Source organism: Streptomyces sp. NPDC041108 (genome assembly GCF_055592645.1).
This window is the reverse complement of the sequence record NZ_JBVIYK010000017.1, coordinates 81,035-93,712: the sequence shown is the minus strand read 5'-3', so window position 1 is coordinate 93,712 and position 12,678 is coordinate 81,035. Positions and strand designations below refer to the sequence as shown.

Annotated in this window: 14 protein-coding genes and 1 pseudogene; 8 read left to right on the top strand and 7 right to left on the bottom strand. The window is 70.9% G+C overall.

Features of this window, described 5'->3' with window-relative positions; all coding sequences use genetic code 11:
• Nucleotides 1-174: 174 nt before the first annotated feature.
• The gene (locus tag ACZ6BB_RS34520) at nt 175-984 is read right to left on the bottom strand and encodes an IclR family transcriptional regulator domain-containing protein (RefSeq protein WP_471619062.1); all 810 of its coding nucleotides are present in this window, start codon (nt 982-984) and stop codon (nt 175-177) included.
• 199 nt (nt 985-1,183) lie between these two features.
• On the opposite strand from ACZ6BB_RS34520, the gene ACZ6BB_RS34515 reads away from it, so the two are divergent.
• The 5 genes from ACZ6BB_RS34515 (at nt 1,184) to ACZ6BB_RS34495 (ending at nt 4,188) form a co-directional block, all read left to right on the top strand.
• Nucleotides 1,184-1,330: a hypothetical protein gene (locus ACZ6BB_RS34515; RefSeq protein WP_471619061.1), complete on the top strand. Its 147-nt coding sequence runs from the start codon at nt 1,184-1,186 to the stop codon at nt 1,328-1,330.
• A 105-nt stretch (nt 1,331-1,435) separates the two neighbouring features.
• Nucleotides 1,436-1,591, top strand: a complete 156-nt coding sequence (locus tag ACZ6BB_RS34510) for a hypothetical protein (protein ID WP_471619133.1) — start codon at nt 1,436-1,438, stop codon at nt 1,589-1,591.
• Nucleotides 1,592-1,611: 20 nt separating this feature from the next.
• Nucleotides 1,612-1,800 carry an IclR family transcriptional regulator domain-containing protein gene (locus ACZ6BB_RS34505; RefSeq protein WP_471619060.1) on the top strand — a complete coding sequence of 63 codons (189 nt, stop codon included), beginning with the start codon at nt 1,612-1,614 and terminating at the stop codon, nt 1,798-1,800.
• A gap of 198 nt (nt 1,801-1,998) precedes the next feature.
• A complete protein-coding gene (locus tag ACZ6BB_RS34500; protein WP_471619059.1) occupies nt 1,999-3,474 on the top strand; it encodes a helix-turn-helix domain-containing protein in 1,476 nt (491 codons plus the stop codon).
• A gap of 429 nt (nt 3,475-3,903) precedes the next feature.
• Nucleotides 3,904-4,188 carry a GlsB/YeaQ/YmgE family stress response membrane protein gene (locus ACZ6BB_RS34495; RefSeq protein ID WP_471619058.1) on the top strand — a complete coding sequence of 95 codons (285 nt, stop codon included), beginning with the start codon at nt 3,904-3,906 and terminating at the stop codon, nt 4,186-4,188.
• Between the two features lie 144 nt (nt 4,189-4,332).
• On the opposite strand, the gene ACZ6BB_RS34490 is transcribed toward ACZ6BB_RS34495, so the two are convergent.
• From ACZ6BB_RS34490 to ACZ6BB_RS34470, 5 genes and pseudogenes are all read right to left on the bottom strand, one after another.
• On the bottom strand, nt 4,333-4,488 hold the full coding sequence (locus ACZ6BB_RS34490) for a hypothetical protein (protein ID WP_471619132.1): 156 nt from the start codon (nt 4,486-4,488) through the stop codon (nt 4,333-4,335).
• Nucleotides 4,474-4,656, bottom strand: a pseudogene (locus ACZ6BB_RS34485) (ATP-binding cassette domain-containing protein); the annotation flags it as partial. The pseudogene ACZ6BB_RS34485 and the gene ACZ6BB_RS34490, both read right to left, overlap by 15 nt.
• Before the next feature lie 13 nt (nt 4,657-4,669).
• Nucleotides 4,670-6,184: a carboxylesterase/lipase family protein gene (locus ACZ6BB_RS34480; protein WP_471619057.1), complete on the bottom strand. Its 1,515-nt coding sequence runs from the start codon at nt 6,182-6,184 to the stop codon at nt 4,670-4,672.
• 171 nt (nt 6,185-6,355) lie between these two features.
• Nucleotides 6,356-7,234: an alpha/beta fold hydrolase gene (locus ACZ6BB_RS34475; RefSeq protein ID WP_471619056.1), complete on the bottom strand. Its 879-nt coding sequence runs from the start codon at nt 7,232-7,234 to the stop codon at nt 6,356-6,358.
• Between the two features lie 26 nt (nt 7,235-7,260).
• Nucleotides 7,261-7,962 carry an SDR family oxidoreductase gene (locus tag ACZ6BB_RS34470; RefSeq protein WP_471619055.1) on the bottom strand — a complete coding sequence of 234 codons (702 nt, stop codon included), beginning with the start codon at nt 7,960-7,962 and terminating at the stop codon, nt 7,261-7,263.
• A gap of 240 nt (nt 7,963-8,202) precedes the next feature.
• Between ACZ6BB_RS34470 and ACZ6BB_RS34465 the strand changes: the two genes are divergently transcribed.
• The 3 genes from ACZ6BB_RS34465 to ACZ6BB_RS34455 all read left to right on the top strand — a co-directional run bounded on the left by ACZ6BB_RS34465 (nt 8,203) and on the right by ACZ6BB_RS34455 (nt 12,016).
• Complete coding sequence (locus ACZ6BB_RS34465) at nt 8,203-8,757, top strand: hypothetical protein (RefSeq protein ID WP_471619054.1); 555 nt, start codon at nt 8,203-8,205, stop codon at nt 8,755-8,757.
• Between the two features lie 152 nt (nt 8,758-8,909).
• Complete coding sequence (locus ACZ6BB_RS34460; RefSeq protein ID WP_471619053.1) at nt 8,910-9,950, top strand: vWA domain-containing protein; 1,041 nt, start codon at nt 8,910-8,912, stop codon at nt 9,948-9,950.
• Between the two features lie 425 nt (nt 9,951-10,375).
• Nucleotides 10,376-12,016, top strand: a complete 1,641-nt coding sequence (locus tag ACZ6BB_RS34455) for a M4 family metallopeptidase (RefSeq protein ID WP_471619052.1) — start codon at nt 10,376-10,378, stop codon at nt 12,014-12,016.
• Between the two features lie 183 nt (nt 12,017-12,199).
• Here the strand turns inward: ACZ6BB_RS34455 and ACZ6BB_RS34450 are convergent, their stop codons facing one another.
• A complete protein-coding gene (locus tag ACZ6BB_RS34450) occupies nt 12,200-12,634 on the bottom strand; it encodes a RidA family protein (RefSeq protein ID WP_471619051.1) in 435 nt (144 codons plus the stop codon).
• Between the last annotated feature and the right edge of the window lie 44 nt (nt 12,635-12,678).

Genomic DNA, 12,678 nt, shown 5'->3' with positions numbered 1-12,678 from the left:
ACCCCAGTTGACCTGCAGAAACGCGCCAGCCTGGGATGCCTGTCCGGGATGGATGACCCCTCGGTTCGGCGTCGGGGCACCCTCGTCGGCTCGGCGGCCTGCCCGCCGCGACGGTCGGGAGGGAACGCTGTCGTGCGTGAGGAGACGCTGTCGTACGAGTGGTGGGGTCGGGCCCTACCGGTCCGTGGCGTCGTCGTCGATGGATCGCGCCAGCGCGGCGGCGGCCGTGGTGAGGGCCGTGTGCAGCGTCCGCTCGCGGGAGTGCAGTTCCTGCTGTCTCCCGACGACCGACACGGCCGCGCGGATGTGTCCGCCGGTGTCGCGCACGGGTACGGCGTACTCGGTGACGCCGTGTTCGAACTCGCCGTGCGCCGCGATGATGCCGCGCAGGCGGTCGCGGTCGTTGGCGGCGGTCAGTTCCGCGGCGGAGCGGGCGGCGTTGGGGCCGCCGACGCCGATCAGCTCGTAGTCGTCGAGCAGGGCGGAGATCTCCTCGGCGGTGTGGTCGAGGAGGAGCGCACGGCCCGCGCCGGTGCACCAGCACGGGGTGACGAGACCGGCCCGGCCCTGCCACTCCTGGACGAAGTCCGCGGCGGACTCGGCACGCAGCAGCCGGACCTGGACGCCGTCGCGGACGGACAGGCGTGCGCCGACGCCGTGTTCGAGGGCGATGCGGCGCAGGAGCGGGCGGCTGCGGCGCAGCAGCCCCGGGTGCAGGGACGCGGCAGCGGCGAAGAAGGCGTTGCCGACGCGCAGTGTCGAGTCGTCGCGGCGTTCGAGGAAGCCCTTGTCGCCCAGGTCCTGCGTGGTGCGTGACGCCTTGCTGCGCTCGACACCGACCTCGTCGGCGAGCCTGCTGACGTTGAAGCCGGTCCGGCCGGAGGCTTCGCGGTCCAGCACGGTGTTGACCATGCGCAGGGCCGTCCGCAGTGAGGAGGCCGCTCCCAGGCCCGGCTGTCCGGATGAGGGGCCGTTGGGCGTCACCCGGGCACTATATCGGGCCGATGATCCACGGCCCGGGGTCGCGACTGCGGGACGACAGGACGAGTGGCTCAGGGCGCGAGCGCATCGGCAGTCGCGTCGGCCGTTTCGGCATGGCGGTACCGACCTGCCGCGGCGGGACGCTGTGCGGGGTCGCGCCGCCGGACGGGTGGCGCGGCGGGGAGTGAAGGAGAAGGTCCGCATGGCTGGACACGACCTCGCGCTCAGCGGATTCGGCGGGGTGAGCCGTGCGAGCGGCACCGGGTGCCGGATCGAGACGGACGCGCTGGAGGACATGGCGGTGCCACCCGCACGAGGTGGGGATGGGCACGGACGGGAACGCCACTGACGCGGAAGTTCTCCAGGGCCCGTGCCGTGTGCACGCCCCAGTCAACCGCTGCCGGTCCACCAACGACACCTGTCCGACCGCGCTGCGGATCGCAAGGTGAACCCGGTGATCCCCGAGACGGTGAACCAGATCGCGTTCGCGACCGCGGGCGCGGACGTCGCCGTCACCATGGCCGCCGACGACGGGCAGCTGCAGCTCAACGGGTTCGCGCCGCTGATCGGGCATCTGCTCTGGACGACTTCCTGCGCAGACTGGAGCTGACCCGGCGGCGCGGGTACTCCGTGGTCGACGAGGAGGCCGAACCGGGCCTGTATTCGGTCGCCGTACCGGTCCGTGACTTCACCGGCGAGGTCGTCGCCGCCGTGCAGGTCGTCGGGCCGCGGCGACGCCTGGAATCCCGGGCCCAGGAGTGCGTGGCCGCCGCCCTGCGCTGGGGCCGCCACCTGGAGACCGCACTGCTCGGCACCTGACCGAACACGCCGGACGTGATCCGGAGAGGCCGGCCCGGCTCCAACACGGCGCCCGATGAGGGCGGTTGTGGCGAGAAGGCGGGCACACGTATGCAACCATCCCAGTCGCCCCGGCGTACAGGTAGGGAGAGTGCCTGGATGCGGTCCCGGATCAGGACACGAGGGCTCGGGCACACGGATGGATGCGAGTACGACCACATGGATGCAGTCCACGACGACGTGGTGGAGCTGGCGCTCCTGCTGACGCGTCTGAAGGAGCGCACGGACCGCAGCTACGCGGCACTGGCCCGGCGGCTGGGCATGCATGCCTCCACGCTGCACCGCTACTGCGCGGGTGAGGCCGTTCCCGCGGATTTCAACGGGATCGAGCGGTTCGCCGCGCTCTGCGGAGCCTCCCCGGAGGAACGCGTGGAGTTGCACCGCCGGTGGATCCTGGCCGTCGCGGCCCGGCAACGCTCCCGCACGTCCGAAGCGCGGCGGGCACCCACGCCCCATGCCCCGCGCAGGGCGGCCTCGGCCGCGTCCGCGCCCCACGACACCGATACCGCGGCCTCCGCCGCGTCCACGCCCCATGCCCCCCGCACCGCGGCCGCCGCCGCATCCACGCCCGGCATCGGTACCGCTGCCTCCGCCCCGTCCACGCCCCCCAGCGACGCAGGAGACAAGACAACCGAGCCTGCCGCACCGGCCGGGAGGCAGCCCCGTACCAGGCACCCCCGGCGATGGCCCGTGCGGTCTCTGGCACTGGCGGCCTCGCTGACCCTCGCGTTCGGCGGCCTCGCCTCGTCCGCTGCCGGACGCCCCTCCGGTGGCGGCGAGTCGTCGGCTTCCTCCCGCACCGCACCGGAGCCCTCTGTTTCGGCCCCGCACCGCGACGGTGGCCCGGGATCCGCTGCCGCACCCCCTTCCCGTGATCCCGAGTCGCCGTCCACCGCCCGCACCACACCGGAACCCTCGGAGTCCGCCCCGCACAGCGGCAGCGGCTCGCAGGAGACGCGGGCGAACGCCGACACGGTCCCGCCGAAGGTCCCGCTCACCTGGACGGCCGACTCGCAGCTCTGGCAGCACGAGTGCGCCCATGACTACGTCATCGCCAAGCCGCCGCAGCAGGTCCCACCGCCGCCGTCCCCGACGGACGCCGCGGTGTGGGCCGCATCCCAGGGGGCCGTACACGGGCGCACCACGGATCTGAGGATCTCGGTGCAGGGGCGCGGCTCCGCCGCCGTCGTGCTGGAGGCACTGCGTGTACGCGTGGTCGACCGCAGCGTCCCCGCCGCCGACCGGGGCATCGCCTACTCCACGTACGAAGGCTGCGGCTCCATCCTCATCCCTCGCCATTTCGCCGTGGACCTCGACGCGCATCGGCCCCTGGCCCGTTCGATGCCGAGCAACGACCTGGACAGGCCGGGTCCGGCGATCGACTTCCCCTATCAGGTGTCCCTGCGGAAGCCCGAGGTGCTGCTGGTCTCCGCGCAGACCGAGTCCTGCACCTGCGACTGGTACCTCGAACTCGACTGGTCCTCCCAGGGCCGCACCGGCACGGTGCGCATCGACGACCACGGCCGCCCGTTCCGCACCACCAGCATCGAGGGGCTCAAGCAGTACTGGTACCGGAACTCGGAGGGCTGGGTCCCCATGACGCCGGCCGCCGAGGCGGCGGAGGCTGACGGCTGACGGCTGACCGGGCCACAGGAGACACGGCTGCTCCGGTGACGCCCGCGCTCTCCGAAGCCGTGCCTTTTCCATGCGTCCGCGGCCGTACTGCCCGTGCGGCCGTACTCTTCCCCGGTAAATCCTTGATCGGCCTTTGGGTTCGGGCGACGACCACGGTCAATGAGATCTGCGTATCCCCCGAATGAGGACTTCCATGCGAGCAGGACGGAGCGGTGTGAAATCCCCCGCGCGGCGCTTCAAATGATTCGACCGATTCGACGAATTGGGCGGACGGGCCAGAGCGCGGAAGGCGGGTGATCATCGCGCTCGGACCGCCTCCCGGCCCGCTCCCCCGGGCGGTGGGTCCGAGGAACTGTCGCCGGCTTCCGTTTGACGGTGCCTCTCTTGGAAACACGTCTGGCGAATCGAACGCAAGGGAGAATCGCTGTCATGAGCATCATCGCGTGGATAGCTATCGGTCTGCTCGCCGGGGCTGTTGCCAAGGCGCTCATGCCGGGCAAGGACCCGGGTGGAATTATCGTCACCATGCTCATCGGTATCGCCGGAGGTCTGCTCGGAGGATTCCTCGGCAAGGTGATATTCGGAGTCGACTCGATCGACGGCTTCTTCGATCTTTCCACCTGGATCGCGGCCATCATCGGGTCCGTCATCCTCCTCGCGCTGTACCGGCTGTTCACGAACCGCGGTCACCGGCGCGGGCACGCTCACGCCTGACGGACCGGTCAGGCGGAGGCGTGGTGGGGAACAGCCCCGAGAAGTGAGACAAGTGAAGTACGCGAGCGCCCCCGTCGCAGGCGGGGGCGCTCGCGTGACTTCGGTACCGCCGGCCCGCCGGCCCGCCGGCCCGCCGGAGCGGAGTCACTCGGCGTCGGTCGCGCCGGAACGGGGCCGTCGTGCGCCGTGACAGCGCACGGCAGGGCGCGCGAGGGCGACCGCGCCGAGGAGGAGGCCGAAGTCGCGCAGCGCGATGTCGTAGGGGTCGGGGATGGTCAGGAGGTTGCCGAGGGCGCTCACCTCACCGGCGGAACGCCGCCGGAAGCCTTCCAGGATTTCGACGGTGGTGGTCTTGCCCGCGCCGTAGGGGCCCGGGAGCGCGAGGACCTCACCGCGGTGGAGGTCCGGGCCGACACCGTGGAGGAGGCACGCGTCGCGCTCGTGGACGGCGCGGGGCCCGATGCCCAGGACGGTGACCAGGTCACGGACACAGGACGGGAAACTCGGCCTCGGCCCAGAGGGCGCGGACAGCGGCGTCCCTGTCGTCGGTGGACCCGTAGTCGCCGGTGGTGGCGTCGGTGCTCCAGATTCTGTGGTGAGCGGAGTCGTCGAGGGAGGGCCAGCCCGGGTCACCGGTGGTGGCGAAATCGGCCCACGCGCGAACCATGCGCTGTGAGAGTCCGTGGTCTGCCGGGGTGGGCGCTCCGCCGATGAGGAAGGACAGGCGCTCGTCGTCGACGTTGCCGAAGGCGAAGGGGATGTCGGCGCAGTGCCAGGCCCGCACGACCCGGTCCTGTCCGGCACGACGGCGGTCGAAGCGTGACAGGAAGGCCCGGCCGCCGGCCCGGGCATGAAGCTCGGCGAGTCGATTGCCGTACTCGCCGAACATCAGGTCTCCGTACACACGGAGGTAGATGTCGAGCACCGAGGCGTGGGGCATGGCAGCGCGATAGCCGGCCATCAGTCCGTCGGGGAGGCGGAAGTCGTGGGCGAACCGAGCGAGTTGTTCGTCCGTGGTGACCTTCGCGCTGCTGCCGACGGCGTCGAGCAGCCAGTACTCCTCCGTGGTGTGGCAGACCAGCAGGTCCACTCCCCGGGTCGCACCGGTTGCCATCGTGGTGAGGGGGTCGGTGGACACGACATCGCCGTCGAGGACGGGTGCGTAGAGAACGGGGTCGTAGTGGCGGGATCCGGAGGCGGGGTCGCGCCGGTAGTCGTCGACCACCCTGTCGGAGGCGATGACGAGTGTGTGCGGCGTCGCGGATGCCAGGCCCTCGGCCGTGGCAGGACAGCCCGCCGCGGCGGCGACCTCGCGGGTGGTCGCGGCAGCGACTCGGCGCGGGTAGCAGGGGCTGGCGGGGCTGTGGGCGATGGCACGGTGGAACAGCCCGCGGGCGCGTTCCATCACCATCAGGAAAGCGACCGAGGCGGCCCCGGAGGACTGGCCGGCGATCGTGACGTTGCCGGGATCGCCACCGAAGGCGGCGATGTTCCCCCGAACCCAGCGCAGGGCCGCGACCTGGTCGAGCAGGCCCCGGTTGTCCGGGGAGACAGGCGGCTCGGCGTCGGGGACGTGGCCGAAGCCTTCGAAGCCGAGTCGGTGGTTGAGGGTGACCACGACGAGACCGGCGTGGGCCAACACGGTGCCGTCGAAGTCGGGTTGGGCCGATGATCCGAAGGTGTACGCGCCGCCGTGGATCCAGACCAGGACCGGCAGGCGGCCGCCCCCGGCTGCCGGGGTCCAGACGTTGACGGTGAGGATGTCCTCGTCGCCGGGCGACCACGCGGGGGCTCCGGGCAGCCGCGCCGACTGCGGCGCGATCGGGCCGAACGCGGTGCAGTCCCGCACCCCGGTCCACTCCGCTGCCGGGAGAGGCTCCCGGAACCGGTTGACGCCGAAGGGCGGGGCGGCATAGGGGATGCCGAGGACGGCAACGGCTTCGGCCGAGGCCCGAAAGCCGCGTACCCAACCGCTCCTCGTCCTGAAGACGCGCATGGGAGGTCCGCCTCTCGCTTCCCGCGGCCGGAACGTCCGGGCTGGGCTTCAGCCTCGCATCGCGGGGCGGCCGAGGAGCGACATCGATTCGCTGGCGGCTCGAGACGGACGGCTCTCGGCGGCAGCGCCCGCCTCGGCGGCAGGGGCATCACCAGGGCAGGCGCCGCAGTGTCATGCCACCGTGTTCAGCAGGTCGGCCAGGACGTCGGGCCGTTCCAGGACGATGAAGTGGCCCGCCGACGGCACCTGCGTGAAGGCGGCGTCCGGGAGCAGCCGCTTGTTCGCCTCCCGGTCCGAGGGCCGGGACCAGTCATGCTCGCCGTAGACGAGGTGCACGGGGGCCTTGACCTCGGGGTAGCGCGAGCGGGCCGCGATCAGGGTGGGCAGGGCCTGGTACACGGCTCGGGCGACGGCCGGGTAGCCGGGGCGGCTGCCCACCTGGAGGAGTTCGTCCACGTAGTCCTCGCGCAGTGCGTTCCGGTCGCCGAGGCCGCCCCGAAGGATCTTGGCGAGGGCGGGCCTGGGCTCCACCCCCGCGATCACCGGGCCCACCCCCGGCGTGAGTACTCCGCCGACCACCACGCGGGCGAGGAGGCCGGAGCGGGCGATCCCGCCGCGGAAGTCATAGGTGTTGACCGCGACGACGCGCCGTACGCGGTCCGGGAGATCGGAAGCGGTGGTCAGGGCGAGCACCGCCCCCATGGACTCCCCTGCCAGGGTCACGTCGTGGAGGTCGAGTTCGGTGAGGAGCCGGTGGACGCCCGCGCGCATGGCCGGCTCGTCGTAGGAGGCGCCGGGCACGATCTCGGAGTAGCCCATCCCCGGCAGGTCGAGGGCGTACACGGTGTAGTGCTCCGCGATCAGCGGGATGAGGTGGCGGAAGTGCTCGGCCTGGGTGCGCACGGTGTGCAGCAGGACCAGGGGTGCGCCGGTGCCCGCCTTGAGGTAGCGCAGCCTTCCCTCGTGACCGTGTCCTCCCGCGCGCGGGGCGATGGTGTGGCTGGTGGTCCCCGGGATCTTGATGGTGGGACGTGACTCGTGGCTGGGCATCTCGTCGACTCCTCGTGCGGGCGGGGTTACTTCGCCAGCTGGGGGTACAGCCCCGCCAGGTCACCGGCCAGGCCGGCCTTGACCTGCCGCGAGATGTCGTCGGCGAGCACCTCGTGGGCATCCGCCTCGACACCGTCGAGGGCGAGGGCGGCGATGGCACGGGGGTCCGACTTGGGCGCGTCGACGCCGGCGGCGAGGTCGGTGTCCACGTAGCCGACATGCAGTCCGGTGACGGCGATGCCGCGCGGATGCAGCTCCAGGCGCAGGGAGTTGGTCTGTGACCACAGGGCGGCCTTGGATGCGCTGTAGGAACCGCCGAGGGCGAGCCAGGAGAGCACGGAGTGCACGTTGAGGAGGTGGCCTCCGCCGTTGCGCTCGATCACCGGCACCAGGGCCCGGGTGACCAGGAGCGGACCGTAGAAGTTGGTCTCGAACTCCCGGCGTACGTCCTCCACCGGGGAGTCGAGGAAGGAAGCGCCGACGGCGGCGCCGGCGTTGTTGATCAACACGGTGACGTCCTGTGCCTGCGCGGCGGCTGCCGCCACGGAAGCCGGGTCGGTGACCTCCAGAGCCAGTGGGACCGCGTCGGGGTGCGTCACGTCGCGCGGGTCACGGGCCGTGGCGTAGACCTTGCCGGCGCCCCGTGCGTAGAGCTCCTCCACCAGGGCCCTGCCTATGCCGCGGCTGCCGCCGGTGACGAGGACGTGTGCGCCCTTCAATGCGGTCATGCTTGCCTCCACAGTTGGAAACCGATCGGTTTCCAATACGGTAAACCGATCGGTTTCCAGACGCAAGCTCGGAAGAGAACCGGTCCCGTGCAAACTCGGGAGAGGCGAGGCGACCGGTGGAGTAGGGTCTTCGCCGGGTCGACGGGGTCCGGCGCCTCCCGTGCGGTGCACAGGGGGACACGCCCGGTGGGGACGGCGCCCCTCGCACATGCCGGAGCACACCACATCGAGGAACAGCCCGTGACACCGCATTCCCTGGCGTTCTACGTGGACGTCGTCACCACCGGCACCGTGCTGGGGGCGGGCCCCGCGGACTCTCCCGAGCGGGTCACCGAGGTCCTGGGGCCGGCCTTCGCCGAGAACACCTCCGGCGACCACAGCATGTGGCGTGACTACGGGCTCACCGAGTTCCACTGGGACCGCGCTCGCGCCGACCACCCCTGGTCCGGACACCACTTCACCCTGCAGGTGCACCGGCTCGCGCACCGGAACCGCACCCTCGCCGACGACACGCTCCGTACCCGGTACGGACGGTTCGCCCGCAGACTTCGCTTCGAGAAGCTGCAAGGTCTGCTGGTGCGCCGCGGTGTCCACCTGAGGGAGGTCCCGGCGATACCCGCGTCCGCCCCGCACTTCCGGACCTTCTGGCAGCCCGACTCGCACGTCGCCGTCACCGTCGTGGGTACCTACGGCGAGTACAGCACGCCGGACGGTCTGCGGGTGGGCGACGTGTACAGCCTCCACGCCCCGATGACGGCCGGGGAAGTGGAGTGGCGGCGGGCGCAGGTCGGATAGCCGAGAAGCGGGGGCAGTGCTTCGCCGACTACGTCCGGCCTCCTGGACGTTCGCCCCACCGCACGGCGGTCAAGATCGATTGTCAGTGGTGGGTGAGACAGTAGAAACATCAGGTCGGGAAGCCAACAGGCCGGAAAATTGGGGGATTCTTCATGTCCGGAAGCCAGAACTACATCAACCACGTCGCCCTCGTGCTGGACGCCAGTTCGTCCATGTCGCACCTGAGCGGCAAGGTCGTGGAGGTCGCCGACCAGCAGATCGCCTACCTTGCCCGCCGGTCGGGGGAACTGGACCAGGAGACCCGGGTGACGGTGTACGTCTTCTCGGACAAGGTGGAGTGCGTCATCTACGACAAGGACGTGCTGCGGATGCCGTCCCTGAAGCAGCTGTACCGGGCCGGCGGAATGACCGCTCTGCTGGCGGCGGCGCTGAAGTCGCAGCGGGAGCTGGCGCAGACGGCTCAACTGTACGGCGACCACAGCTTCCTGACGTTCGTCCTCACCGACGGGCAGGAGAACGCGAGCCACCGCTGTCCGGACGCCCCGGCCAGGGACCCGCGTGAACTGGTCAAGGCCGTCGCCGAGATGATCGCGACCCAGGACGACAACTGGACGCTGGCCGTCCTGGTGCCGGACCAGATGGGCAAGCGCGAAGCCATGCAGTGCGGTTTCCCGAAGGACAACATCGCCATCTGGGACGCCACGAGCACCCAGGGGCTGGAGGAGGCCGGCCAGGTCATCCGGCAGGCCACCGAGAACTTCATGGTGGGCCGCACCCGGGGCATCCGGGGATCTCGGGCGGTGTTCTCCACCGGCGCGGAGGCCGTCAACAAGGAGACGATCGCGGCGGCCGGCCTCACCCCGGTGGACGCCTCGAAGTACCAGCTCGTCCCGGTGGCCCGTGACGCGGCGATCCGGGACTGGGTCGTCGAATGCGGGCACACCTACCGTACCGGTGGCGCCTTCTACCAGCTGAGCAAGTCGGAGAAGGTCCAGCCCCGCAAGCAGATAGCGGTGCTGGAGAAGAAGACGGACCGCGTGTACACCGGGCCCGAGGCCCGAGCCCTGCTCGGCCTGCCGAACACGGAGGTCCGCGTCAAGCCGGACCACAACGACGACTTCACGATCTTCGTGCAGAGCACCAGCGTGAACCGCAAGCTCGTACCGAACACACGACTGCTGCTGATGCTCTGACGCTCGACCGTCCCGTCGGGCCGCGGAGGCTGCGTCCTCCCAGCGGCCCCACCGGCCCCACCGGCCCCACCGGCCATGGAGACTGACGGGGGGCATGTCGCCGGGCCGGTGCAGCGCGGACCGGACCGGCGCCCCGCCCTCGCAGTGCGAGTGCGGGGTCGGCCTTCGCGGGGCGAAGGGTGCCGTACGGAGAGCGGCAGTTCAGGTCTTCGAGGCGGTCGCGGGCCGGGATCCTCACTCATCGCCGCACTTCTCCGGGCCTGTCGCGGACGGGTATGGACATGACAGGGTTGCGACCTCTTGAATGCCAGGACAAGATCAGCGCCGCCTCCGGCGCCGCTCTCAGCGTCCCCTCACGCGCCGCCCCTGGCGCCACCCCCCATACGCGCCCCCACGGCGCCCTCTCCAGGAGACAGAAAACAGCGATGAGTTGGATACGGCAGCACGTCCGGGTCTCCCGTCTCACCACCGCCGGCCTCGCCACCACCGCCACGCTGCTGGCCGGCTTACTCTCCCCGGCCGCCGACGCGGCCGACGGGCCGGCCCGCGACACCGCCCTCGACAACGCGGCGGCGGCCCTCGTCGACCGGGCGGCGGCCCTGGGCCTCACGTCCGGGCAGGACACCTCCGTGAGTGACGTGGTCGTGGACAAGGACGGCGCCCAACACGTTCGCTTCGACCGCACCTATCGTCAACTCCCCGTGCTCGGCGGCGACTTCGTCGTCCATCTGGCTCCCGACGGGACCTTCCGCAGCGCTGACCGGGCGACGAGGGCGACGATCTCCCTTCCGAGCACCACCCCGAAGGTGTCCGCCTCCAAGGCGGCCGGCGTGGCCGTGAACGCGCTGCGCGCCGCACACCTGGGCGACGCGCTGAAGCAGGTGGCGGCCGAGCCCCAGCTCGTCGTCGACGCCCTGCACGGCGCCCCGAGACTGGCCTGGCGCACACACGTCGCCGGGCTGGACCCGCTCGGCAACCCGGTCGCCCGCACGGTACTGACCGATGCCCTCACCGGTGTCCAGATCAATGCCTGGGACACCATGGAGACGGCCACCGGTGACGGCAAGTCCCTGTACAGCGGCACGGTCCCGCTGGAGACGACCCCCTCCGGTTCGGCATACCAGCTCAAGGACGCCACGCGCGGTCACACCTACACCGTCGACGCGGCCGACCGGATCGACACATGCACCGGCGGCACCTGCGGCGGCGTCCCCGTCACCCCCTTCGCGGACGACGACAACCACTGGGGCACGGGCACGACCGCCGACCGCTCGACAGCCGCCGTCGACGCGCAGTACGGCAGCGACATGACCTGGGACTACTACAAGGACGTCCATGGCCGCAACGGCATCGCCAACGACGGCAGGGGCTCCTTCAACCGCGTCCACTACGGCAAGAATCTCTCCAACGCGTTCTGGAGCGACAGTTGCTTCTGCATGACCTACGGCGACGGTAACGGCACCCATTTCGGCCCGCTGGTCGGACTGGACGTGGCCGCGCACGAGATGTCCCACGGCGTGACGTCCAGAACAGCCAAACTGGTCTACTCGGGTGAGTCCGGCGGGCTGAACGAGGCGACGTCCGACATCTTCGCCATGCTGGTCGAGTTCCACACGGGGAACGCGCAGGACCCCGGGGACTACCTGATCGGCGAGAAGGTCGTCCGCTCCGGCTTCGGACGGGACGCCCTGCGCTTCATGGACAAGCCGAGCAAGGACGGCGGCTCGGCAGATCACTGGAGCAGCGCGGTCGGCAGACTCGACGTCCACTCATCGTCCGGCGTCGCCAACCACTTCGCGTATCTCCTCGCGGAGGGCAGCGGCGCCAAGACGATCAACGGCGTCACCTACAACTCCGAGACGTACAACGGCTCGGCCGTCACCGGCATCGGCCGCGCCAAGCTCGGCGCGATCTGGTACCGCGCCCTGACCGTCTACATGACGTCCTCGACGAACTACGCCGGAGCGCGGACGGCCACCCTGGACGCGGCCCGTGATCTCTACGGCGCGGACAGCACCGAGTACAGCACGGTGGCGGCGGCCTGGAGCGCGGTCAACGTGAACTGAGCGCCGACCGCGCCGAACGTGTCACACGGCCGCCGCGATCCCGGATCCGGGATCGCGGCGGCCGGCCTCCTTTTGCGGGCGGCCTCGGAGAACGGGACCCGTTGCGGCCGCGGCGGCCGTCACTCCGCCGCGGCCCTGTCGCACCCTCGCTCCGGGACCAAGTACTCATGCGCCAAAGGGGCTTCACTCGGCCCCGGGCCGCACCAGCCGCTCATCGGGGATGACCGCGACTCCGACGATCTCGATCAGGGCCTCGGGCTGCCACAGGGCGGTGGTGCCGATGCCGGCCATCGCGGGATAGACCGGGCCCGCCAGTTCCCGCCACACCTTGCCGATCTCCTTGCCGTGCGCCTGGTAGTCGGGGATGTCGGTCAGGAAGATCGTGATGCTCACCAGGTCCTCGGGGATGCCGCCCGCTTCCGACAGCGTGGCGAGGACGTTGGCGAACGCCTGCCGGAACTGCTCCACGATGCCGCCGGGGACGATCCGCATGTTCTGGTCGAGGGCGGTCTGGCCGCCCAGGTGGAGCGTGTTGCCGCTGAGTGTCCCGTGGGAGTAGCCGCTGGGCTCGGGCAGGGACGCGGGGTTGATCGGAACCGGGGCCGAGTGGGTCGCCATAGAAAGCTCCTGCGGAACGTTGCCGTGGCTGGCTGCCTGCCGCC

Bases quoted from the DNA above. Each gene is read 5' to 3' on its own strand.
- ACZ6BB_RS34515 (WP_471619061.1), top strand. From the start codon at position 1,184: ATGGCTGGACACGACCTCGCGCTCAGCGGATTCGGCGGGGTGAGCCGT.
- ACZ6BB_RS34500 (WP_471619059.1), top strand. From the start codon at position 1,999: ATGGATGCAGTCCACGACGACGTGGTGGAGCTGGCGCTCCTGCTGACG.
- ACZ6BB_RS34495 (WP_471619058.1), top strand. From the start codon at position 3,904: ATGAGCATCATCGCGTGGATAGCTATCGGTCTGCTCGCCGGGGCTGTT.
- ACZ6BB_RS34480 (WP_471619057.1), bottom strand. From the start codon at position 6,184: ATGCGCGTCTTCAGGACGAGGAGCGGTTGGGTACGCGGCTTTCGGGCC.
- ACZ6BB_RS34475 (WP_471619056.1), bottom strand. From the start codon at position 7,234: ATGCCCAGCCACGAGTCACGTCCCACCATCAAGATCCCGGGGACCACC.
- ACZ6BB_RS34470 (WP_471619055.1), bottom strand. From the start codon at position 7,962: ATGACCGCATTGAAGGGCGCACACGTCCTCGTCACCGGCGGCAGCCGC.
- ACZ6BB_RS34460 (WP_471619053.1), top strand. From the start codon at position 8,910: ATGTCCGGAAGCCAGAACTACATCAACCACGTCGCCCTCGTGCTGGAC.
- ACZ6BB_RS34455 (WP_471619052.1), top strand. From the start codon at position 10,376: ATGAGTTGGATACGGCAGCACGTCCGGGTCTCCCGTCTCACCACCGCC.
- ACZ6BB_RS34450 (WP_471619051.1), bottom strand. From the start codon at position 12,634: ATGGCGACCCACTCGGCCCCGGTTCCGATCAACCCCGCGTCCCTGCCC.